Genomic DNA, 21,212 nt, shown 5'->3' with positions numbered 1-21,212 from the left:
TCCTAATTTTACCAAATATAAGATAAACTTAAAAGGAGCTTGGATCTCCAAGCTCCCCCCTTTGTTCTATTAAGCTTCTTTACTTTTTTCCAATATCGTAGATCCCTTGAATAAAGGCACTAGAAAAAGAACACCGATCACAAAAAGCAAAGCGGTCGTTTCGTACATTGAAACTAGGGAAAAAGTCTTCTTCAACCAGCCGCTTGTTGTCATTGTAATTACCATGCAACCCATGAATATTGGGTTTAGTATCCCATTAACACGGCCAATAAAGGCTGAATCGGTATTCTTTAAGATCATGGTATTGATTCCGATATGGACACATGGCATAAACAAACCGCTGATAAATTGAGCGGTCAAGGTCAACCAAAACATGTCGGAAAGCCCCATTACCAAAAAGCCAAGGGCACTGACACCCATACCAATCGCAAGCAAAATTTGCGGTGGTGTCTTTTTCGAGAACCCGACTGTAAGACCTCCGCCCAAAATCATTCCGATCCCAAATGCCGCCATCAGCCATTGCAGCTGCTCTTTCGGCAGACCAAGCTGTTCCGTTACAAGAAATACAGCTAATGGCTGAGTAAGCCCTAACGCCAAGCCCGCCGCCGCAAAACATCCCCCCAGCATTGTGAGGGCACGGCTCTGCCATACATATTTGAATCCAGCCTTCATCTCTTGGAGTAAGGTCGTAGCTTCTGACATTTCTTCTGCATCATAGTCTGACGGCAGTAAGAATAAGATCCCTGCTGAAAGTAAAAAGGCTACTCCCATAATGGCAATCGCTGCATTGATTCCAAAATGCTGGTAAACAAACGTACCAAGTACCGGGCCAATGATCATAAACAAAGCAAAGATGGTTTGGTAAATGGACATTCCCATTTGAATGAGTTCTTCTTTTACATGAAGCTTAAAAAGTTTCATTCCAGCAGGCTGTGAAAACTGGGATAAAATCGATGATACCAATGTTGCAAAAAAGATGACCTTCCATCCACCAAAGAAAAGGGCCAGCAAGACCACAAAAATGGAGATGGCACTCAGAAAATCACACCATATCATCGTCATTTTCGGTTTCCAGCGGTCCGCAAAGGTCCCGCCGATAAATGAAAACAGAAAGATTGGAGCAAACTCCGCTACCGATATCAGTGATACAGCGACAGGGTCTTCATTTGTTTTTTCTACCACATATAACAAAATGGAATAATTCCTTACCCAAACCCCAATTTGTAGAAAAAACGTCGAGAGTAATAACGTCTGAATTACCCTATTTCGAAACAATAACCCCATTGAAACATTTGCATTTGCTTGTTCCATAAAAAACCTCCTTATCCAACAAACCGGACAGGAGGCACTATAGGACATAAAACAGCCAAGTACTCGTTTACTTCGCTACATTTATTAAAAAGCCCGCACGAATCCTATCCAGAATATGTTCGTTATCCGAATTTTTTCCAAAAATAGGACTAGTTAATCATTGGACTTTAAGTCACCCTTTTCGTTATAACGTATGTTTATCTTACTGGAATTCCGTTTTAGAATCAAGAGGTTTCTGTCATTTTGTGGAATTTCTCTCTACTCGTGATCAAACTCCTCGTTCAAATGGTTCGAGCTAAGATTAAATTCTTTATAATTATTAAGATTAGGACTATTATTTAAAATCTGGTGTGCATCCCACTGGGCCTTTAAAGGTTGAATGTAATGCTCGGGAACAACAACCCCTCTTTTTTTCAAATGAGAATAAATGCTTTCCGTCATACTCAAGCGACCCCTTTCCTGTTAAGAAGTGACATACTTGCTCCTCTATTCCATTATATCACTTGAGCTGCGCTTTTGATAGCGCTTTCATTAAATTCTAATAAAAGAAAATAGCCTCCATTTTGGAGTATGAACGTTATTCATAATTTGCCCATACCCCGATCCTTAAGCAACGAATTCCTATCTATTTAAATGTAACACCATATAGGCATCATCATAATATACACCGTCTATTTTTAAAGCGTTCTTTTCAAGCCCAAACTCTTGAAAGCCTAATTGGATATAAAGCTGTTTCGCACGATGATTATTGGCAGTTACGTTTAAATTGATTTGTTCAATTCCCCCGACGTCCTTCGCTTTCTGAATAGCCGCGGTCATTAATGCCTTTCCTGCCCCTAATCCCCTACTTCTAGGGGTGACATACATGGCAAAAATGTTTGCCCGGTGGCGAATTTTCATCCGTTCTTCTTGAAGAAGCGTCACTACGCCAATTAGTTCATCCTTATCGAACGCTCCAAATGTATAGTTTCCTTCCGCTGTAAAGTTACGAGCCGTTTGTTCCACAGCATTTTCCCTTGTGACTGCTTCCTCATAGCTAGTTAAGAAGGCCTCTGGATGGTTCTTTAATGCTTCGAGCCGTAATGCCCAGTAGTTTGTGGCAACAGATGGGGTTAATAACCGAATTTCCATTAGCGCGCTCTCCTTTGTTTATCTTCGATTATAAACGCTGAACAATTTATTTCTCTTCTTTCAATTTTTCCCAACATAAGTTATAACCCGATATGTAATGCTAATAAAAAAGGGGTAATCATATGAAAAAACTTCTGATCAGCTTGATGATTACGTTTGTTTTTATAGATATGGGAATATGGCAGTTCCATCACGAGGCTGCCGCCCAACAAAAACCCATCCCTCCTTATGCCAAATGGGGTACCTTCGCAATGAAGAAAACGCAAGAAAGGTATCCTCATGCGAAAATTATCGATTATCTTCATATTGGGAGAGTAACAGGCCCGCGGTCCAGCACTGAAAAATTTAAACTCTGGTTAAAAGATGACAAAAAGGAATTTGGCGTGTTTGTCGATATTGAGTTCAACCCTGCAACCAGTCAGGTGATTAGGACTACTTTTAAGGAAACTACGCGGTAAATGAAGGAGGGAATGTATTTTTCCTCCTTTTTGACTTGGTCGCTCAATCGGACCATTACCTCTCCCCACGTAATGCCTTTGCCAGCAGGCTAATCGCTTCAATTACCTCGTTTACATTCTCTTGGTCATTCATTTCATTTCTAGCATGACGTAAGACAGGCCTTAGGGATTCAACCGAGCGGCCAAATTCGTTCATCCATTTATAGCGTGGTACCATCCAAGTGTGAAAGTGGTGGGTAGTATCCTCATTATAAAAGTAATAAACATGGTCGATTCCTAGAACTTCTCTTTGTGCTTTTCTGATTTTTGTTAAAAGGTTTATATAATCAAGCTTCTCTTCTTCCGTTAATTCATCAAAGCAATAAATATGCCGCTTTGATGCCAAGATGATTAATCCTTTGATGGGGTAAGCGACATCCTGATGCGCATGGAAATGCTCTGTCTCAATGACAACTCCACCATCAGGCTGCACCAGGCCGCTTGTTAATGCACAGCTTAAACACTCCACCTCAACAATGGTTCCGTTAGATAACGTGATTTGTCTCATAACTTTTCCCCTTTACTGGTCAGCTATCTTTTATATAGTGCGGGTTTGGATGATTAGGCTGACCAATGGGATGGATGCGAGAGTAATCGAGGCAGCTTTGTCTTGGCATCTCCCTTGGCAGCATTTACTTGGGCTTGAGTGAGAAAGATACTTCCAGTCAGGTCAGCTCCGCTAAGGTTAGCATCGCGAAGGTCGGCTCCAATAAAATCTACGGTTCGCAGGTCTGCTTCCCTGAGGTCCGCCGCAATCAGAAAGGCCCCACGTAAGTTAGCTCCTCTCAAATCCGCTTTTCTTAAGTTAGCTCCAATGAGGTCAGCACCACGACTTACCTTTCGTTTTGGTTTCGAACCAGCACGGACTAGCTCGCTTGTTTTTACAAGTAAGTTATTTATCTCCGCTCTGTGTCCTGGTATATAGAGTTCCTTAAGTTGGTTAGGACTGAGGAATGTAAGTTTTTCTGTTTGATCGATGGCTTGACGGAGTTTTGTATGGATGACGGCGGTGGCTTCCAATGATAGGGCTTCAGTTAGATACCAGAGCATTTCCTGGAGCTGCTGAACGATAGGGAATACGGCAAACATTTCCTTGGATGTTTCTTTGTCCCGCCAGTTCTTACCTTGGCAGGTAACTTGTGAGACTTTTTGTCCGGCTCCAAAACATTCATAAACTGCACAGCCTTTGAATCCCTTTTTCCTTAAGTGCTGATGGATCCCGCAGCGAAAGTCTGATTATAGATTCGTGCAGGGTGTTCCTCCCTCCTTGTCTAAAGCAAAGTCCGCTGAAGCAGCGAACGGCAAGGCGACACAGCACAACCCGAAGCAGTCCTCACACTTGGCACGAAGCGGCTCATGACTGCGATCATCATGAGATAAAACGGTATGATTAGACAATGGGTCCACTTCCTTTCATTACCTTTTACTATAAAACAAAATGGCTGGATACGGGAGTAGTTTTTATGCTTGGTTAGCTCGGATTGATTATTTCTAATGGACAATGTTTCCCTCTGTATAATTAGTAATAGGAATTGTCCGATCGAGGTTATCTATTGGACAAAATTATCGGATCTCATTGTTAAACTGTCCTTTAGAACCTTTCTATTAGACAAAATCATCGGATCTCTTAGTTAAACTGTCCTTTAGAACCTTCCTATTGGACAAAACCATCATGTCTCTTAGGCAAACTGTCCTTTAGAACCTTCCTATTGGACAAAATCATCGAAGCTCTTAGTTAAACTGTCCAATAGAACCTTCCTATTGGACAAAATCATCGGATCTCTTAGTTAAACTGTCCAATTGAACCTTCCTATTGGACAAAACCATCAGGTCTCTTAGTTAAACTGTCCTTTAGAACCTTCCTATTGGACAAAATTATCGGATCTCTTAGTTAAACTGTCCTTTAGAACCTTCCTATTGGACAAAACCATCAGGTCTCTTAGGCAAACTGTCCTTTAGAACCTTCCTATTGGACAAAATCATCGGATCCCTAAGCCAAACTGTCCTTTAGAACCTTCCTATTGGACAAAATCATCGAATCTCATAGCCAAACTGTCCTTTAGAACCTTCCTATTGGACAAAATCATCGGATCCCTTAGCTAAACTGTCCAATAGAAATCGGAAATTGTCAGATAGATGTGATTTGATGGACTAGTTCTAAGACCGATTAGCTTCCATCAAAAAACACAAGCAATCCCAGATTGCTTGTGCCTTCCAAAATAATCCACTTAATCTTTATCTCCCGTTAAACCGGCACCAACTATATTTTGAAATGTCTTCTTCCACACCAAATACCCGTACTCCATAGTTGACAACGTCAGCCCCATCCAGGCAAACAGACACGAACCTGGATAAAACTCATATGTACCCTGTTGGACAGGCTCCCCTTCATTCTCCCGCTCAGCCCTCCCAGCAGGAATTTTTTCAACAGCAGGACCTTCCACCTTTTCAGAAGCCACAGCAGTCCTCTCTTCTCCTATTTCTGCAAAATCCTCTGCCGAAACAGAAGCCTCCACAGGATCCGAAGTCTTTTCAGAAATTACTGCTTCAAAAGAATCGTCCCTTTCTGCAACTTCCTGTTCTGCCCCCTCACTCTCTGGAAGCAGCACATCCACAGGACCGCCAGACATCGAGTTGATAGCCTCCGTTATAACCTTCGTGATTTCTTCCTTTGACAATACCTTAATGGAGATCCACCCGCGTGGATCCACCTGAAAACCGTGTTTCTTGATAGTGTCCTCTGACATATACTTTCCGATCACATAGCCATTTCCACTTGGGTGTAATTGCGTGGCCAAAGTCTGGCCCTTTTGAATACTTTCAGGATAAACAAAGCTCACCTTTCCATTACCGTTCATCTTTTCCTTCAACTTAAATGAATGAAAAATAGCCTTTTTTTCCTCAAAAGATAACACTCCAATGACTCCCTTCCAAAATACCTATATTTTTATCTAAAAAACAGGCAAAACTAAAAAAGAAACAGTCAGCAACTTCCAAGTAAAATTTACCAATATCAACATTATTATACCAAATAAATAACAATGGGACTTAATTTCTTGCCTTTTTATAAGGTTTAAAGCCTTTTTTAAAATTACGTCAAAATAGTGAACGCTTTTGAATGTTATAGAACGTTTATGAAAGTTTTTGGTTGATTTTTTTTAAAAAAATCAGTATGATGGAACTACAAGTAAGTTATGAAAGCGTTTTATAGGAGGCAGATCGGATGTTAGAGCCTGAACGCCATCAAATTATTCTAGAAACATTAAAGAAAAAGAACTCAGTTAAGCTGCATGAACTAGTTGAGCTTACGAATTCATCAGAATCGACGATTCGCCGGGATCTCACCCAACTTGAAGAAGGCAAATTTCTTAAAAGAGTTCATGGTGGTGCAGCCAGACTTCAGGGAAAGCTGCAAGAACCCAGCATGACCGAGAAATCATCCAAAAACCTTCAAGCTAAGCGGGAAATCGCTCAATATGCTGGAGGCTTAGTTGAAGAAGGTGATTGTATCTATTTAGATGCAGGATCGACCATTTTTGAAATGATTCCTTTCCTTCCCAGTCAGATTGTCGTTGTAACAAACGGACTTATGCATGCAAACGAGCTACTCGACAGAAATATAAAGACCTATTTACTAGGGGGCCACATCAAGTCTACTACCAAAGCTATGGTTGGCCGCGGTGCACTTGAGAGCCTTGAACAGTATCGATTTGATAAATGCTTTATGGGTGTAAATGGTATACACCCACAATTAGGGTATACAACTCCTGACCAAGAAGAGGCCATGATTAAACAACAAGCTATCAACCTCTCTCGTGAAGCCTATATTTTAGCAGATGAGTCCAAATTCTCTGAGATTGCATTTGCAAAAATAACCGACCTTCACGAAGCAACAATTCTTACAAACGAGTTGGACCCCGATACGAAGGAACAGTATTCCAGTAAGACAAAAATAAAGGTGGTTACTTCATGATTTATACAATAACGCTAAATCCATCACTTGATTATATCGTCGAGTTAGAACAAGTCACTTTAGGCGGATTAAACAGAACGAAAAAGGAAACTAAATTGCCTGGCGGAAAAGGGATTAACGTATCACAAGTCTTAAAAAGATTAGACATGACGAACAAAGCCCTAGGTTTTATCGGCGGTTTTACAGGAGATTATATTGAAAACTATCTAAAGTCTCTTGAAATTAACACGGATTTTGTCAGGGTTGAAGGCGATACCAGAATCAATGTAAAAGTAAAGTCTGACTCAGAAACGGAAATCAATGCATCCGGTCCCAACCTTACGAAAGAAAACTTCGAAGCATTGAAGCAAAAAATTCATGAGTTAACAAGCGAGGATACCCTTGTTTTGGCGGGAAGCATTCCTTCCACAATGCCAACGAACACATATGAACAGCTTGCTGAGATTTGTAATGAAAAAAGCATTAAATTTGTCGTTGATGCTGAAGGAGACTTATTAAAAAAGGTGATTCCATTACAGCCTTTCTTAATCAAGCCTAATCATCATGAGCTGGGTGACTTATTTGATACGACCCTATCCACTTGTGAAGAAGTCATTCCATATGGCAGAGAGCTGATCAAACAAGGTGCACAAAATGTGATTGTCTCTCTTGCAGGTGAAGGTGCCGTCCTTATTAACAAAGACAAAGCCATCATCGCAACAGTTCCAACAGGAGAGGTTAAAAGCTCCGTTGGTGCCGGGGATTCAATGGTAGCTGGTTTTCTAGCAACCTATGAAAAAACAAAATCGATTGAAGAAGCCTTCCGCTTTAGTGTTGCGTCAGGAAGTGCTACAGCTTTTTCGATTGGTCTATGTACCCCTGAAAAAATCGAAAGTTTACTCCCGCAAGTAAAGCTCGAAACGAAATTATTCTAAAGGAGACTGTTTATGAAAATTACAGAGCTTTTAACCAAAAATACGATTAACTTAAACATAAAAGGCACACAAAAATTAGATGTAGTTGAAGAGTTAGTTACGGTCTTAGACCGTGCCGGCAAATTAACTGACAAGGCGGAATATAAAAAAGCTATTCTAGCAAGAGAAGCACAAAGTACAACCGGTATTGGTGATGGAATTGCCATTCCACATGCCAAAACAAAGGCAGTTAAACAAGCTGCGATTGCGTTTGGCCGATCAACAGAAGGAGTAAACTATGAATCTCTTGATGGTCAGCCAGCCCACCTTTTCTTTATGATCGCAGCAACAGAAGGTGCAAACAATACTCACCTAGAAGCACTTGCACGTCTTTCAACTATCTTAATGAACCCTGAGGCTCGTCAACAGCTGTTAGAAGTAAAGTCCGAAGATGAAGTGTTAGCAATCATCAACAAGTATGATCAAGAAGACAAAGAAGAAACACAGTCAATGGCTGGGAAAAATCAATTTATTGTTGCCGTTACAGCATGCCCAACAGGAATTGCCCATACGTATATGGCAGCTGATTCCTTAAAGGCAAAAGCGAAGGAAATGGGTGTTGACATCAAAGTCGAAACCAATGGTTCCGGTGGGGCGAAAAACGTGCTGACAGCGGAAGAAATTGAAAACGCTGTGGCAGTTATCGTTGCGGCTGATAAAACAGTGGAAATGGCCCGCTTCAACGGCAAGCACGTAATTGAAACCGCGGTAGCAAACGGAATTCGCAAACCTAAGGAATTAATTGACCGTGCGTTAAAGCAGGATGCCCCAATTTACCAAGGAAATGGATCTGCTGCTAGCAATAATAGCGGAAAGCAAGGCAGAGGCGTTGGAGCAACGATTTACAAGCACTTAATGAACGGTGTATCCAACATGCTTCCATTCGTTGTCGGCGGAGGTATCTTAATCGCCATCTGTTTCATGTTTGGCTTTAATGCCTTTAAACCAGATGATCCAACTTATAATCCGATTGCTGAAGCCCTAATGACGATCGGCGGCGGTAATGCTTTTGCTCTAATGGTTCCTGTTCTAGCTGGTTTCATCGCGATGAGTATTGCAGACCGTCCTGGATTCGCGGCAGGTATGGTTGGCGGTATGCTGGCAAATGCCGGCGGCGCTGGTTTCTTAGGCGGACTGATCGCAGGTTTCCTTGCTGGTTATTTAGTAGTCGGTTTGAAGAAAGTATTAACCTTTATGCCAGCATCACTTGAAGGTATTAAAACCATTCTTTTATACCCATTATTAGGTATTGCATTAACTGGTTTCATCATGTTGTTTGTTGTCAATAAACCTGTCGGTGCTCTAAACCTTGCTATTTCTCACTGGTTATCAAATCTTGGAACTGGAAATGCCGTGCTACTTGGAATTATCCTTGGTGCTATGATGTCGTTTGATATGGGCGGTCCAATCAATAAAGCAGCGTACGTATTTGGTACTGGTTTATTAGCAAATGGTGTATATGAGCCAATGGCAGCGATTATGGCGGCTGGAATGGTTCCTCCACTAGGTATTGCCATCGCAACGACTGTATTCAAGAAAAAGTTCAGCCAGCAGGATCGTGAAGCTGGTAAAGTAAACTATATTATGGGATTATCTTTTATCACGGAAGGTGCGATTCCGTTTGCAGCAGCAGACCCGCTTCGTGTCATTCCTTCTGTAATGGCAGGTTCTGCTGTAGCAGGTGCATTAACCATGATGTTCCATATTGGCCTTCGTGCCCCTCACGGCGGAGTATTCGTCATGCCGCTTGTTAGCGGTAACTGGTTGCTTTACTTGTTATCAGTCGTGATTGGTGCAGTTGTTTCCGCAGTGCTTCTTGGTATCTTGAAAAAGCCTGTAACAGAATAATTTATTCAAAGCACGATTTCCATCAGGGAAATCGTGCTTTTTTTATATCTCCCATCAAATTATTAAACTTTTTCAAAACACAATTGACCTTATACTTTTAGCTGCTTTATAATAAAAGTGAGTAATCACTCACTTTTATTCCCGAAGGGGGTTTATCTATGTCAGCATCGATTCTTTTGAAAGATGTCAGTAAAAGTTTTGGAAAAAAAGAAGTTTTGCATCATGTTAACTTATCGGTTGAACCCGGACAAATTTACGGCCTAATTGGGCCCTCTGGCTCCGGCAAAACCACGCTAGTAAAAATCATTGTCGGTATGGATCGTCCCTCCGAAGGTGATGTTCAGGTACTAAATACAACGGTTCCTAACTTACAGCTGCTGCAAAAAATTGGTTATATGGCCCAAGCTGATGCGCTTTACACTGATTTAACCGGTGAAGAAAATTTGGCCTTCTTCGCTTCACTTTTTAAACTTAAGAAAGAAGTACAAAAAGAACGCATTGCCTATGCTGCCAATTTAGTTAATCTCACAGCTGATTTAAAAAAGAAGGTTCAAGACTACTCTGGCGGCATGAAACGCAGGTTATCATTAGCTGTTGCCCTCATCCAAGACCCGCAGGTTCTTGTATTAGATGAACCAACAGTCGGAATCGACCCCGAACTGCGCCTATCGATTTGGGCTGAAATCAACCGTTTAAAGCAAGAAGGCAAAACCATCCTAGTTACAACCCATGTAATGGACGAAGCCGAAAAATGTGATTATCTTGCCATGGTTCGAGATGGTGAAATCCTAACAAGCGGTTCACCGCAAGAATTAAAGAAACAGTACGGAATCACGACATTAGAAGAGGTATTTTTAAAGGCTGGCGGTGTTAAAAAATGAGGATTCTAGCTTTAGTTAAACGAATTATCCATCAAATGCTCCGCGATAAACGGGCGCTTGCCTTGATGATGGTTGCTCCATTATTAATTCTTACTCTTCTCCATTACCTGCTGGGAGGTAATACGGTTAATCCGAGAATGGGTGTGATTGGAGCGGATGCTTCCCTTGTTAAACAATTAAAAAGTAAAGAAATCACTGTTAAACAATATACCAGCCGTTCTAACTGGAAAAAAGTCATGGAACAAAATAATTTAGATGCGATTCTTCAAGTCAATGAAAATGATATAAAACTTACACTTGAAAATGATCAGCCTTCCGCTACTAAGGCCCTGCTAATCAAAGTTCAACAAGCGGTTGCGGCGGAAAATGCCAAAAAGCAATCTGCAAAAATGACCCAATTCATGCAAGAGATTCAGAATAAGCTGCAAGGGGTGCCATTAAAACTCGAGCAGGCTGCGGCTCCAAAAATCGAAACCACTTATATATACGGTGATAACGATACAACCTATTTTGATCAGTTAAGCCCTATCCTAGTTGGTTTCTTTGTCTTTTTCTTTGTATTTCTGATTTCAGGTATCGCTTTGCTTCGGGAACGGACAACTGGAACGTTGGACCGTTTATTAGCTACACCGATTCAACGAAGAGACATTGTGCTTGGTTACTTGTCAGGATACGGTTTATTTGCGATCATTCAAACCCTGATTGTCGTTGTTTATGCGGTCAAAGTATTAGACATTATGCTTGTGGGCTCATTTTGGAATGTGGTCGTTATCAATCTGTGCCTTGCACTTGTTGCCTTGTCCCTTGGGATCCTATTATCTGCTTTTGCCAATTCCGAATTCCAAATGATGCAGTTTATACCGATTGCGATTGTTCCTCAGGTCTTTTTTGCAGGGATTTTCCCATTCGAAGGTATGGCGGACTGGATGCAAGTAATTGCAAAAATTATGCCCCTGTATTACGGCGGAGATGCATTGGTTTCCATTATGTATAAAGGGTTAGGCTTTACTGATATTATTAACGATCTGCTTGTCTTATTAGGATTTGCCCTTGTTTTTATCCTCCTAAATATAGTAGTTTTGAAGAAGTATCGAAAAATTTAAAGGAGTAAACCATGTTCGAACAAGAAGAAATGCTGATACAACAGCTGTTTGATGAGGAAAAATTAACCGAGAAGCAACGTAAAATACTCCTTGCGGCGATTGAATCCTTTTCAGAAAAAGGGTATGCCTCCACGTCAACAAGTGAAATTGCTAAAAAAGCTGGGGTAGCGGAAGGAACGATTTTCCGTCATTATAAAACCAAAAAGGATTTATTAATGGCTATTGTTGTTCCCATCATGGCAAAGGTGGTTGGCCCCTATATTATAAATGACTTTGATAAGGTCTTAAATCAGCAGTACGACCGCGTCGAGGATTTTCTCAAGGCGACGATTGAGAACCGCAGAGATGTCTTAAAAAAACTTCTCCCTGTAGTTAAAATCATGGTTCAAGAGATTCCCTTTCACCCAGAGCTGCGAGAACAATTTATTGATTTGATTGCGAAAAATTTGTTTGGCCGTGTTTCAAACATCATTGAAGGCTATCAGCAAAAGGGGCAAATTATTGAGATGCCTGCCGTAAGTGTTGCTCGTCTCGTGATCACTAGTGTTATGGGTTACTTATTTTCACGGTATATCCTGTTCCCAGATGCTCCGTGGGATGATGAACTGGAAACCGAACGCACGGTCCAATTTATCATGCACGGGTTAGGTAAAAAAGATTAAATCATAAAATATCCTTTATCGCCTTCATTGATATTTGATAAATCGAAAGGGAGCAAAGCGGATGATTTATAAAATTATTGAACGAGAACATTTTCAAGTGGTTGGAATTAAGCGAGAGTTTTCCTGTGTGAACGGAGAAAATCTAAGGGAAATTCCAAAAATGTGGGATGACGTTCATGCTGATGGCACAAATGATTTGTTAGTTGAGCTCAATAATGGTGAAATCAAAGGTGTTGTGGGTGTCTGTGTAGACAAACGTTCCCAGCAGCCCGAATTAATGGATTACTGGATTGCTGCTGAATATGAAGGTCCTCAGCCAGAGGGTTTAGAGATTCTTGATATTCCTGCAGCCAAGTGGGGAGTATTTGAAATACACGGGGCAATGCCAGATTCCATGCAGAATGCTTGGAAACAGATCTTTTCGGAATGGTTCCCATCAAGTCATTTCGAGCATGCAGCGGGTCCTGAGTTAGAAGTCTATTCTCCAGGTGACCCATGGAGCCCAGATTATTACTCTGAGATATGGATACCGCTAAAATAAACGTAGATTAGCTTAATGAGAAATTAATTTAAAGATAGGCTAGCAGCCTGAGCCTTCAAGTAAAAAAAGCACAAGCAAGATAAAGCTTATCTGCTTGTGCTTCCGTATTATACAAAGCCAACAGTCATCTCATCCGGATGAGAACCTGCACGACTATCCTGGTTTAATCCATCAATTCTATCCATATCCTCTTGGGACAATTCAAAATCAAAGACCTCGGTATTCTCAATGATGCGATGTTCTTTAATAGATTTTGGAATCGTCACCACTTCATTCTGCAAATCCCAGCGAAGGATGACTTGAGCTACCGATTTATTGTACTTTTGGGCAATATCGACAAGAACCGGTTCGCTAAGCAGCTGTCCTTGCTTTAAAGGTGACCATGCTTCAAGTTGAATTCCTTCTTTTCTACAGAAAGCATGAAGCTCCTTCTGTGTTAAATGCGGATGATACTCCACCTGATTCACCATTGGTTTAATTTCAGCCGAACTAATCAACTCTTCTAAATGGTGGATTTGAAAATTACTTACACCAATAGCACGCACACGGCCATCTTTATAGAGCTTTTCAAACGCTCTCCACGTATCTTTAAACTTATCTTTTCCTGGCCAGTGAATTAAATAAAGGTCCAGATAATCGAGTCCAAGCTTGTTAAGACTGGTTTCAAAAGCATTTAGCGTGGATTCATATCCCTGTTCAGAATTCCAAAGCTTTGTCGTAATAAACAACTCTTCCCGGGGAATGCCCGACTCTTTAATTGCTTGACCCACACCCTCTTCATTGCCATATATTGCAGCAGTGTCGATACTAATATAACCGTTTTTAAGTGCGGCCTTAACCGACTCAACCACTTCTTCGCCTTCTTTTACTTTAAACACGCCTAATCCCATCCAAGGCATTTTCACGCCGTTATGTAAGGTGGTCGTATCTTTTAAATTGACTGCCATCAGCTTATCCCCCTATCGGTTATTATCCTCTTGCCGCTTGAACTTTTTCGATATACTGCTTAGCATATTCAGTGATTTTTTCATATTCCCCCGTTTTGGCTGGTTCGACTAAATTTCCGCCTACACCGACGGCGACACAGCCATTCTTGATCCATTTATCAACATTCTCCAAATTAACACCGCCGGTTGGCATAATATTAATTTGTGGAAGCGGCGCTTTGACAGCCTTAACAAAATCTGGACCGTAGGCACTGCCAGGGAATAATTTCACAATATCCACTCCTGCTTCTAACGCTCGCTTCATCTCAGTAAGCGTCATACAGCCTGGCATATAAGGAATTTGATAAAGATTACATAGTGTTGCCGTTGCTTCATCAAACGCCGGGCTGACCACAAACTGTGCTCCGGCTAAAATCGCTATTCTAGCAGTTGCCGCATCAAGCACAGTTCCTGCGCCAATCACCACATCTGGGTGATTTTGATAAAGCGCTGCCAATTCTTTAATCACTTCATCTGCACCCTGGACTGTAAAGGTCACCTCAATACCCTGAATACCTCCCTTTACACAGGCTTCAGAAATGTTTGCGGCCTCTTCCTTAGAATCGGCACGAACAACTGCAACGACCCCGCAATCTACAATTTTGGTTAAAATATCGATTTTTTTCAGCACGATGATCACCTCTCCTAGTCTACTTTTTCGCAAATAATCTACTTACCTAGTATAAACCTATTTTATAGTTTAACGAAAGTATCTACATTCGCATCGATAAAGTAATTCGCTTTAAGAAAAGGTCACCCAGTTACTCAACAGGTTTTCTTACTTATCGAGGTAGGAACTAATTAGGTGTGGTATCAGTGATCAACTAGCTTGCCTTCTTTTAAATAATCGTAAAGAACGGAAGGACGATTATCGTGAGGCATAGAAAAAATACAGCAGCCGCACTTAACTTCTGTTTTCCCTTCCACAAGGTAACGCCAAAACCAAAGGTATAGGCTATAATGCCAAATAAAACGATGTACGTTACTAATTGCATACTATCCTCCCACCTTGACTGGTTTTTTTGTTTGCTTTCCATAATCAATAATCTCGATTTCCGGTTTTACAATAATATCGGCTCTTAAAAACGATTTCCCCCAATCGAATTTTTCAAATTCCTTATTCGTTAGGAAATAGGGACGTGCATAAAGGGGTAATGGATAGGGTACACCCTTCAATTTTGTTTGTGATTTCTTAAATAAATTTTCATGCTTTTCTTTTAAGTAGCTAATCACTTGTTTTTTTAATATTCGCCTATTTTTTTCAGATATGTAGGAAACCATCGATGGATTTGTCATAAGTTCTACTTTTAAAGGGATGGTGATAATAATTTTAGGCTTCGTCCCTTTTAAATTTCTCATTTTCACTTTATTATTTTCCCTTTTCATTATTCTGCAAGTTAATTCCTTCCCCTTCTTAGAAAAAGGTTCCGGAATATCGATTAAGATGTCTTTGATGTCCGTTGTATCATCTAGAATATTGACAATCCTAGTTTCTTGGCCAGTGAGCTTTTTAGTCATTATCCCATTTTTAAAAACGGCAGAGCCAATAAATTGCGTATCATCCAGTTCACCGGATGCATCTACCTGGCCCGCAATATATTCATCTTCACTTTTTACCTTGGTCTTCTTAGACTTGATAGCTGTTGTATACATTGCCAAATAGAGGTCTGTTCCTCTATCTAACGTTTTAAAATAGCGGAATAAGGTTGAATCTGGAATCATTCCATTTTCAATCCCATGATCGACCATATATTGAAAGTATTTATGCGGCCTTGTTTCCATCATAGGCTTATTTTTAACAAAATAGTCACTAGCGTTTTCTCGAGAAACAGCTAAATAGGTATTCATTCGAATTTCTTTATCTTTTTGAGTATCAAAAATGGTCGTCGGAAAGTTTTTATCCTTCGCATATTTCTCAGATACGATAATAATTCGTAAAAATTCGTAACTAATGGTTCGAGAAATGATGGAATTGGCGGTCCCTTTGGCGGCAATCATATCATTCACATCAAAGGTAATAATTTCTCGCGGCTTTTCGGTTGAACCCCCGCCTCCCTGTACACTGCCCACCTCAGGGTTTGCAAGCAGCATGGTCACTTTGATTTTTCCTTTATGTTCGGATTTATCAAGTCCTAACCCTATTACATAGGAGCGATCTTCGAGTTCCTCTCGATCCCAGCAGCCTGATAGAAGACATATCATACTTAGAAATATGATTCCTTTACATACTATTCCTGTTTTTCGCATGTTTAAATTCTCCTCTTAACATTGCAGCTAACCAAAGCAAGACCGACATAGAAGTATATACAAAACCTGCAGCACTCGAAGTAAACATTTTAAGCTGGCTGACCTCGATGGCTGATTCGGGAAAGCTTCCTATTAATAAGTAAAGTGTGGCTAAGGATGGAATTAAGTATTCGAAATCTTTGATTTTAAACAAAAATCCGAACATCATCCCATTAATATACAAAAACGCCGTAAAGCGAATAAAGGCTGACATTAGCCAAATGACAAAAAAGATGATTTCTACATTAGGAAGATAGGTTCCCAGTGATATATAGCGGATCAGTGTATGAAAAGGATAGCCAATCGTTCCTAATGAAGTATCAAACATACAGATATAAGCTAGTATCATCACACCTAGGCTAAATGTGATAAATAGAAAAGAAATCCAGGTTCCTTTCCGGAAATCCTTTCCGGAACTTATAAAAGGGATGAAGGTCGTAAATAGAAAAAAATCAGTGAATAGTGACAGTCCGATAAAACTACCTTTAACTATTTCTACAGGTCCTGACCCTAATATGGGAAACATTGCTCGAATTGTACTGGTTTTTGTACTTAACAAAAAGGCAATATATAAGGAGATAACTGCATAGAAAACAATTAGATACGCTACCGATCCAATATGTTGAATGCCTTTTTTTGCACCATATGCACATATGGACAATAACAAGGCATAAATCACTAGTGTAGGGGTGGTTGGGTAATAAAAGGTCCGAATGATATTAGAATACGACCGTGAATCGAACGATATCCCACATGAGCTAATAAGGAAAATAACCAGGCAAATCAAAAAACCAATGTACTTGCCGAATACTTTTCGAATAACTGAAAATAAATCTTTGTCAGGGTACAATGAAAGAGTTTTTAACAATAAAAGTAATGGAATAATAGAAATTCCTGCCGCAAGAATGGGAATCATCCACGAGGCATTTTGTACTATCTTGTATAGAATGGTCGGAGTATCCTCGGTTGCCTTCGCCCCAACCATCAATATAGCGATAGAAACATATTCACGTATACCAAGTTTTATCTGCTGCTGATCCATAATGTTATCCCTTTCTTTGTCTAACCATATCCTTTGGTTTTAAATAACCAGGGCGAAGCCTTTCTTTAAACGGAACATGCCGGATAATTAAATCCTTAGATGAAAAGAAGTGCGGGGTCATCGGCGCAAAGTATGGGGTACCAAAGGATTTTAACGAAACTAGATAAAACAATCCTAAAATAAATAATGATGTTGCCCCGAAGATCCCCATAGTCCCGGCAGTAAAAATAAATAAAAAGCGGCTGATTCGGATGGCAAAATTAAGACTGGTATCACTAATAATAAATGAACTTAAGCCGCTCAAGGCAATGACGATGATAACAATCGGACTAATCACATTTGCCTGAACGGCCGCTTGTCCTAAAACTAAAGCACCAACAATACCTATTGTAGGACCAATTGGAGACGGGACTCGTAACCCGGCCTCCCGAATGAGTTCAAAGGCAATTTCCATCATCAAAATTTCGATAATCGATGGAAAAGGAACGCGTTCTCTTGTCCCTGCAATCGCCATCAATAAATCCGGCGGAATCATCCCAACATGATAATTGGTTATGGCAATATAAAAGGATGAGGCGAATGCAGCGACAAACATCGCCATTAACCGCAAAATACGAATGAAATTACCATAAGGCGTCCTTAGGTAATGATCTTCCGGGGAATGGATGATTGCCCAAAAAGTAGCTGGCAGCACTAAACAGCTGGGCGAGTTCGACATCAATACGATAATATGCCCCTCTTCAATGAAGGAGGCTGCCCGGTCAGGACGTTCTGTATACAATAGCGTTGGAAATAGTGATCTGGGCCGCTCTTCAAGATATTGCTCTAATATACTTAAATCGAGGATTTTATCGGTATCCAGTCCGGCTAATTTTTCCTTTATGTTCTTGAGCAGTTCTTCATTCACTAAATCTTTCTGATAAACAAGAAAGACATCATTCCTTGACCGTTTCGATACAACTTGAGACTCTATAATCAAATTCTCATTCTTAATCTTTTTTCGAATTAGCGCTATATTATCAATTACCTTTTCATTAAAGGCTTCCTTTGCCCCTTTAACAATTACCTCATTTTGCGACGTTTCTATTCCACGTCCGCGCGTTTTGGTCGTTTCAAACAAATAGCAGTCCTGATCACCATCAATAAACAGTGCAGCTATGCCACCTGTAATATACTCGGTAATTTCTCCGATGATGGTCGAGGTTTTTAGAATGGGATAGGAGACGATATCCTCGATATTCCTTGTAGGCTGATTGCTTTTGAGTAATTTTTCGATAATGCCTTCCTGAATATTTTCGACATCAACCATTGTACTTATATAGATAATAAAGGCACGGCGGTCAAGGGCTCTGACCCTTAATTCACGTACCTTAACATCTGTATTTTTCGGATAGCTGAAGAGGGTTTTAAACGTATCCAAATTATGTTCATAATTCTTGCTTATATCCCTTTTCTTTAGATCCATTACCTTTTGATTAGATTGTTCGTCAAACTGTGGTTCAGAATTTAATTTTTTCAGAAGCATTTTCAAAATTGTCTTTTTCATTATGAACCACCCCCATTTTAAAATAGTTTTCCAACTTTAGGGGTCTTTATGTATGTAAGGAAAGGTTTGGAATAATTGAATATAGTCTGATTTTTCTATAGGATAAGGAAAGTGAAAACTTTTAAGAATTGAGGGATAAAAATGAATTTACTCTGGGATTTTGACGGTACCCTTTTTGATACTTATCCGGCACTGGTGGAGGGGTTTGTAAGTCTTAGCAAGCAGGACCTAGATCGAGCCGAAGTATTACGGTGGTTGAAAAAGGATTCAAAAACTGCCTTTAAGCATTATGGTATTTCGGAAGACCTGAGGGGAGAATATCAGCGGTTGTACAATATACACTCTGTAAACAGTCAGCCTTTTGATCATATTGAGGAGGTTTTGGATTCAGTCGATCGGAATTTTATTGTCACACACCGTGAAAAGGAATCCACCCTGATGCTGCTGGAAAAATTCAATTTATTAAAATACTTTGAAGAGATTGTCTCAGTTGAAGAACAAGGATTTACTAGAAAGCCGCATACGGCTTCCTATGAGTACGTCTTAAAAAATAATCATATTGATTTGGTTGTCGGTGACCGCGATTTAGATTTAATCCCAGCCCGTCGTTTAAACATTAAAACGGTTGCGTTTCAAAATCCTGTGATCACCGCGGATTATCATATTGAAAATTATTCAGAGTTTATTTCAAAGGTCCTTAATCAGTTATAGAAGAAAAGAATAAATCTCGTTCAAAAGAACAAACTATCCCAAACAAATCATCGTTTGGGAGAAACGTATGTCAGTGTTTTTAGTTATTATCATGAGGACAATTACGGCTTTTGTCATTTTATGGATTTTTGTACATATTCTCGGAAAACGAACCATTTTTCAAAAAACCTATCATTTGTTTATTGCTACCATTACCATGGGTACCATAGCAGGAAATTTAACCTTTAATTATAAAATCAGCTTTCTGTACTTTATCCTTTCGTTTGTCATGATGGGGACCATTATTTTTACCTTAAATATCCTCTCTGTCAAAAGTCAGCGCTTTCGAGAACGGATTGCTGGAAAACCCGTCACGCTCATACAAAAGGGGAAAATCCTAGAAGAATCATTACAAAAAGTGGGGTTTTCCATTGATATTCTAAAACAAGCATTACGGGGTAAAGATATCTTTACGATCGATGAAGTCGAGTGGGCTATTTTAGAGGTAAATGGCTCCCTGTCAGTTTTAAAAAAAGCAGAATATCAGAGTCTCACCCGAAGAGATTTAAATATAAAGCCGACGCCGTACAAGATTCCAGTAGAGTTAATAATGGATGGTAAAGTATTATCGGATAACCTCTCTAACTCCCCCTACACTGAAGAATGGCTCAAGGCAGAACTCCAAAACAGAAATACCGTGGTTTCTAAAGTCTCCTATGCCGTCGTCACCACAAAAGGAAACTTGTATATTGATTTATATCAAGACAATCTGCAGCCATCAACAAACAGATGAGCTGCTCTTTTTTTTAAAGCCCACCAAAAAACGGTTGTGAAAACACGTATTTTATGATTCGATTAACTATACTAGGGGGGCTAGACATGAAAGGAAAAATGAGACTTATCACGACCATGCTCATCTTTGGAAGCATTGGGGTCTTTGTAAAAAATATTGAGATGTCATCCAGTGAAATTGCGTTTTTAAGAGGAGTAATCGGGAGCCTGTTCCTGCTTGCAGCTAGTTTTTTAGTCAAACATAAGCCATCATTCAAAGCATTAAAAGCAAATGCACTCCTCCTCTTACTATCAGGAGGAGCAATCGGCCTCAATTGGATTTTCTTATTTGAATCTTATCGGTACACAACCATTTCAAACGCTACGATCAGCTATTACTTTGCTCCTATCTTTGTGATGATCCTGGCTCCATGGGTTCTGAAGGAAAAACTGACAAGCGGAAAGATTGGCTGCATTATCGCCGCAATGATCGGCCTGTTTTTAATTGTTAATCCAGGGGGAGAAGGGCAAAATCAGACCCTTGGCATCTTATATGGTCTGCTGGCAGCAGCCCTATATGCCAGCGTTATCTTAATGAATAAATTTATTCAAAACCTATCAGGTTTTGAAATTACCTTAGTCCAATTAATGGCAGCAGCCATTGTGCTATTGCCATATGTATGGTGGCACGGGGATCTTACTTTTACAGGGCTAAAAGCTACTTCATTTCTCTTTATCCTGATCCTTGGTATTGTCCATACAGGATTGGCTTATTTTTTATATTTTACCTCGATTCAAGAACTAAAGGGTTCCACCATTGCAGTTCTAAGTTATATCGACCCAATTTCCGCTGTTATAATCTCTGCCATTTTCATAGGTGAAAGCATGACTGTCATTCAAATCATAGGCGGAATCCTTATCCTCGGCTCGACCTTATTAAGTGAAAAACTAGAATATAAAATCAAGACTCCCACTGCCACCCCGTAGTGGG

22 protein-coding genes and 1 pseudogene are annotated in these 21,212 nt (G+C 40.1%); 11 read left to right on the top strand and 12 right to left on the bottom strand.

The window, feature by feature from the left end:
* Positions 1-69: 69 nt before the first annotated feature.
* The 3 genes from L1999_RS03810 to L1999_RS03800 all read right to left on the bottom strand — a co-directional run bounded on the left by L1999_RS03810 (position 70) and on the right by L1999_RS03800 (position 2,442).
* Positions 70-1,311 (bottom strand): MFS transporter, encoded by a 1,242-nt coding sequence (locus L1999_RS03810; RefSeq protein ID WP_235742332.1) that lies wholly within the window; start codon positions 1,309-1,311, stop codon positions 70-72.
* Positions 1,312-1,569: 258 nt separating this feature from the next.
* On the bottom strand, positions 1,570-1,752 hold the full coding sequence (locus L1999_RS03805; protein ID WP_235742331.1) for a hypothetical protein: 183 nt from the start codon (positions 1,750-1,752) through the stop codon (positions 1,570-1,572).
* Positions 1,753-1,932: 180 nt separating this feature from the next.
* Positions 1,933-2,442, bottom strand: a complete 510-nt coding sequence (locus L1999_RS03800; RefSeq protein ID WP_235742329.1) for a GNAT family N-acetyltransferase — start codon at positions 2,440-2,442, stop codon at positions 1,933-1,935.
* Positions 2,443-2,564: 122 nt separating this feature from the next.
* Here L1999_RS03800 and L1999_RS03795 point away from each other — a divergent pair, with 122 nt between their 5' ends.
* Complete coding sequence (locus L1999_RS03795; protein ID WP_235742328.1) at positions 2,565-2,900, top strand: DUF3889 domain-containing protein; 336 nt, start codon at positions 2,565-2,567, stop codon at positions 2,898-2,900.
* A 55-nt stretch (positions 2,901-2,955) separates the two neighbouring features.
* Here L1999_RS03795 and L1999_RS03790 read toward each other — a convergent pair whose 3' ends face one another.
* The 3 genes and pseudogenes from L1999_RS03790 to L1999_RS03780 form a co-directional block, all read right to left on the bottom strand.
* Entirely contained in the window at positions 2,956-3,447 is a 492-nt protein-coding gene (locus L1999_RS03790) for an HIT family protein (protein WP_235742326.1), read from the bottom strand.
* Positions 3,448-3,500: 53 nt separating this feature from the next.
* Positions 3,501-4,337, bottom strand: a pseudogene (locus L1999_RS03785) (pentapeptide repeat-containing protein).
* A gap of 830 nt (positions 4,338-5,167) precedes the next feature.
* Complete coding sequence (locus L1999_RS03780) at positions 5,168-5,854, bottom strand: hypothetical protein (RefSeq protein ID WP_235742324.1); 687 nt, start codon at positions 5,852-5,854, stop codon at positions 5,168-5,170.
* A gap of 308 nt (positions 5,855-6,162) precedes the next feature.
* Here L1999_RS03780 and L1999_RS03775 point away from each other — a divergent pair, with 308 nt between their 5' ends.
* The 7 genes from L1999_RS03775 to L1999_RS03745 all read left to right on the top strand — a co-directional run bounded on the left by L1999_RS03775 (position 6,163) and on the right by L1999_RS03745 (position 12,900).
* Positions 6,163-6,912 carry a DeoR/GlpR family DNA-binding transcription regulator gene (locus L1999_RS03775; protein WP_235742322.1) on the top strand — a complete coding sequence of 250 codons (750 nt, stop codon included), beginning with the start codon at positions 6,163-6,165 and terminating at the stop codon, positions 6,910-6,912.
* A complete protein-coding gene (gene pfkB / locus L1999_RS03770; protein ID WP_235742321.1) occupies positions 6,909-7,826 on the top strand; it encodes a 1-phosphofructokinase in 918 nt (305 codons plus the stop codon). The genes L1999_RS03775 and pfkB overlap by 4 nt, the downstream gene beginning before the upstream one ends.
* 12 nt (positions 7,827-7,838) lie before the next feature.
* Complete coding sequence (locus L1999_RS03765) at positions 7,839-9,713, top strand: PTS fructose transporter subunit IIABC (protein ID WP_235742319.1); 1,875 nt, start codon at positions 7,839-7,841, stop codon at positions 9,711-9,713.
* Positions 9,714-9,871: 158 nt separating this feature from the next.
* Positions 9,872-10,594, top strand: a complete 723-nt coding sequence (locus L1999_RS03760) for an ABC transporter ATP-binding protein (protein WP_235742317.1) — start codon at positions 9,872-9,874, stop codon at positions 10,592-10,594.
* On the top strand, positions 10,591-11,697 hold the full coding sequence (locus L1999_RS03755) for an ABC transporter permease (protein WP_235742315.1): 1,107 nt from the start codon (positions 10,591-10,593) through the stop codon (positions 11,695-11,697). The genes L1999_RS03760 and L1999_RS03755 overlap by 4 nt, the downstream gene beginning before the upstream one ends.
* An 11-nt stretch (positions 11,698-11,708) precedes the next feature.
* Positions 11,709-12,359, top strand: coding sequence for a TetR/AcrR family transcriptional regulator (locus tag L1999_RS03750; RefSeq protein WP_235742314.1), 651 nt, complete (start codon positions 11,709-11,711; stop codon positions 12,357-12,359).
* Between the two features lie 61 nt (positions 12,360-12,420).
* A complete protein-coding gene (locus L1999_RS03745) occupies positions 12,421-12,900 on the top strand; it encodes a GyrI-like domain-containing protein (protein ID WP_235742312.1) in 480 nt (159 codons plus the stop codon).
* Positions 12,901-13,007: 107 nt separating this feature from the next.
* Here L1999_RS03745 and L1999_RS03740 read toward each other — a convergent pair whose 3' ends face one another.
* The 6 genes from L1999_RS03740 to L1999_RS03715 form a co-directional block, all read right to left on the bottom strand.
* The gene (locus L1999_RS03740; protein WP_235742311.1) at positions 13,008-13,847 is read right to left on the bottom strand and encodes an aldo/keto reductase; all 840 of its coding nucleotides are present in this window, start codon (positions 13,845-13,847) and stop codon (positions 13,008-13,010) included.
* A 22-nt stretch (positions 13,848-13,869) separates the two neighbouring features.
* On the bottom strand, positions 13,870-14,514 hold the full coding sequence (locus L1999_RS03735) for a bifunctional 4-hydroxy-2-oxoglutarate aldolase/2-dehydro-3-deoxy-phosphogluconate aldolase (RefSeq protein WP_235744238.1): 645 nt from the start codon (positions 14,512-14,514) through the stop codon (positions 13,870-13,872).
* 211 nt (positions 14,515-14,725) lie between these two features.
* Positions 14,726-14,881, bottom strand: coding sequence for a hypothetical protein (locus tag L1999_RS03730; protein ID WP_235742309.1), 156 nt, complete (start codon positions 14,879-14,881; stop codon positions 14,726-14,728).
* Position 14,882: 1 nt separating this feature from the next.
* Positions 14,883-16,133, bottom strand: a complete 1,251-nt coding sequence (locus tag L1999_RS03725) for a Ger(x)C family spore germination protein (protein WP_235742308.1) — start codon at positions 16,131-16,133, stop codon at positions 14,883-14,885.
* Positions 16,108-17,214 carry a GerAB/ArcD/ProY family transporter gene (locus L1999_RS03720; protein WP_235742306.1) on the bottom strand — a complete coding sequence of 369 codons (1,107 nt, stop codon included), beginning with the start codon at positions 17,212-17,214 and terminating at the stop codon, positions 16,108-16,110. Before L1999_RS03720 ends, L1999_RS03725 begins: the two co-directional genes overlap by 26 nt.
* A gap of 4 nt (positions 17,215-17,218) precedes the next feature.
* Positions 17,219-18,760: a spore germination protein gene (locus tag L1999_RS03715; protein ID WP_235742305.1), complete on the bottom strand. Its 1,542-nt coding sequence runs from the start codon at positions 18,758-18,760 to the stop codon at positions 17,219-17,221.
* A 141-nt stretch (positions 18,761-18,901) separates the two neighbouring features.
* Between L1999_RS03715 and L1999_RS03710 the strand changes: the two genes are divergently transcribed.
* The 3 genes from L1999_RS03710 to L1999_RS03700 all read left to right on the top strand — a co-directional run bounded on the left by L1999_RS03710 (position 18,902) and on the right by L1999_RS03700 (position 21,208).
* Positions 18,902-19,471 (top strand): HAD hydrolase-like protein, encoded by a 570-nt coding sequence (locus L1999_RS03710; protein ID WP_235742303.1) that lies wholly within the window; start codon positions 18,902-18,904, stop codon positions 19,469-19,471.
* Between the two features lie 67 nt (positions 19,472-19,538).
* Positions 19,539-20,243 carry a DUF421 domain-containing protein gene (locus L1999_RS03705; protein WP_235742302.1) on the top strand — a complete coding sequence of 235 codons (705 nt, stop codon included), beginning with the start codon at positions 19,539-19,541 and terminating at the stop codon, positions 20,241-20,243.
* 86 nt (positions 20,244-20,329) lie between these two features.
* Entirely contained in the window at positions 20,330-21,208 is an 879-nt protein-coding gene (locus tag L1999_RS03700; protein ID WP_235742301.1) for a DMT family transporter, read from the top strand.
* Positions 21,209-21,212 lie beyond the last annotated feature (4 nt).

The sequence above is a fragment of the Neobacillus drentensis genome (assembly GCF_021560175.1).
GTDB lineage: Bacteria > Bacillota > Bacilli > Bacillales > Cytobacillaceae > Neobacillus > Neobacillus drentensis_A.
This window is presented reverse-complemented; position numbering and strand designations above follow the sequence as displayed.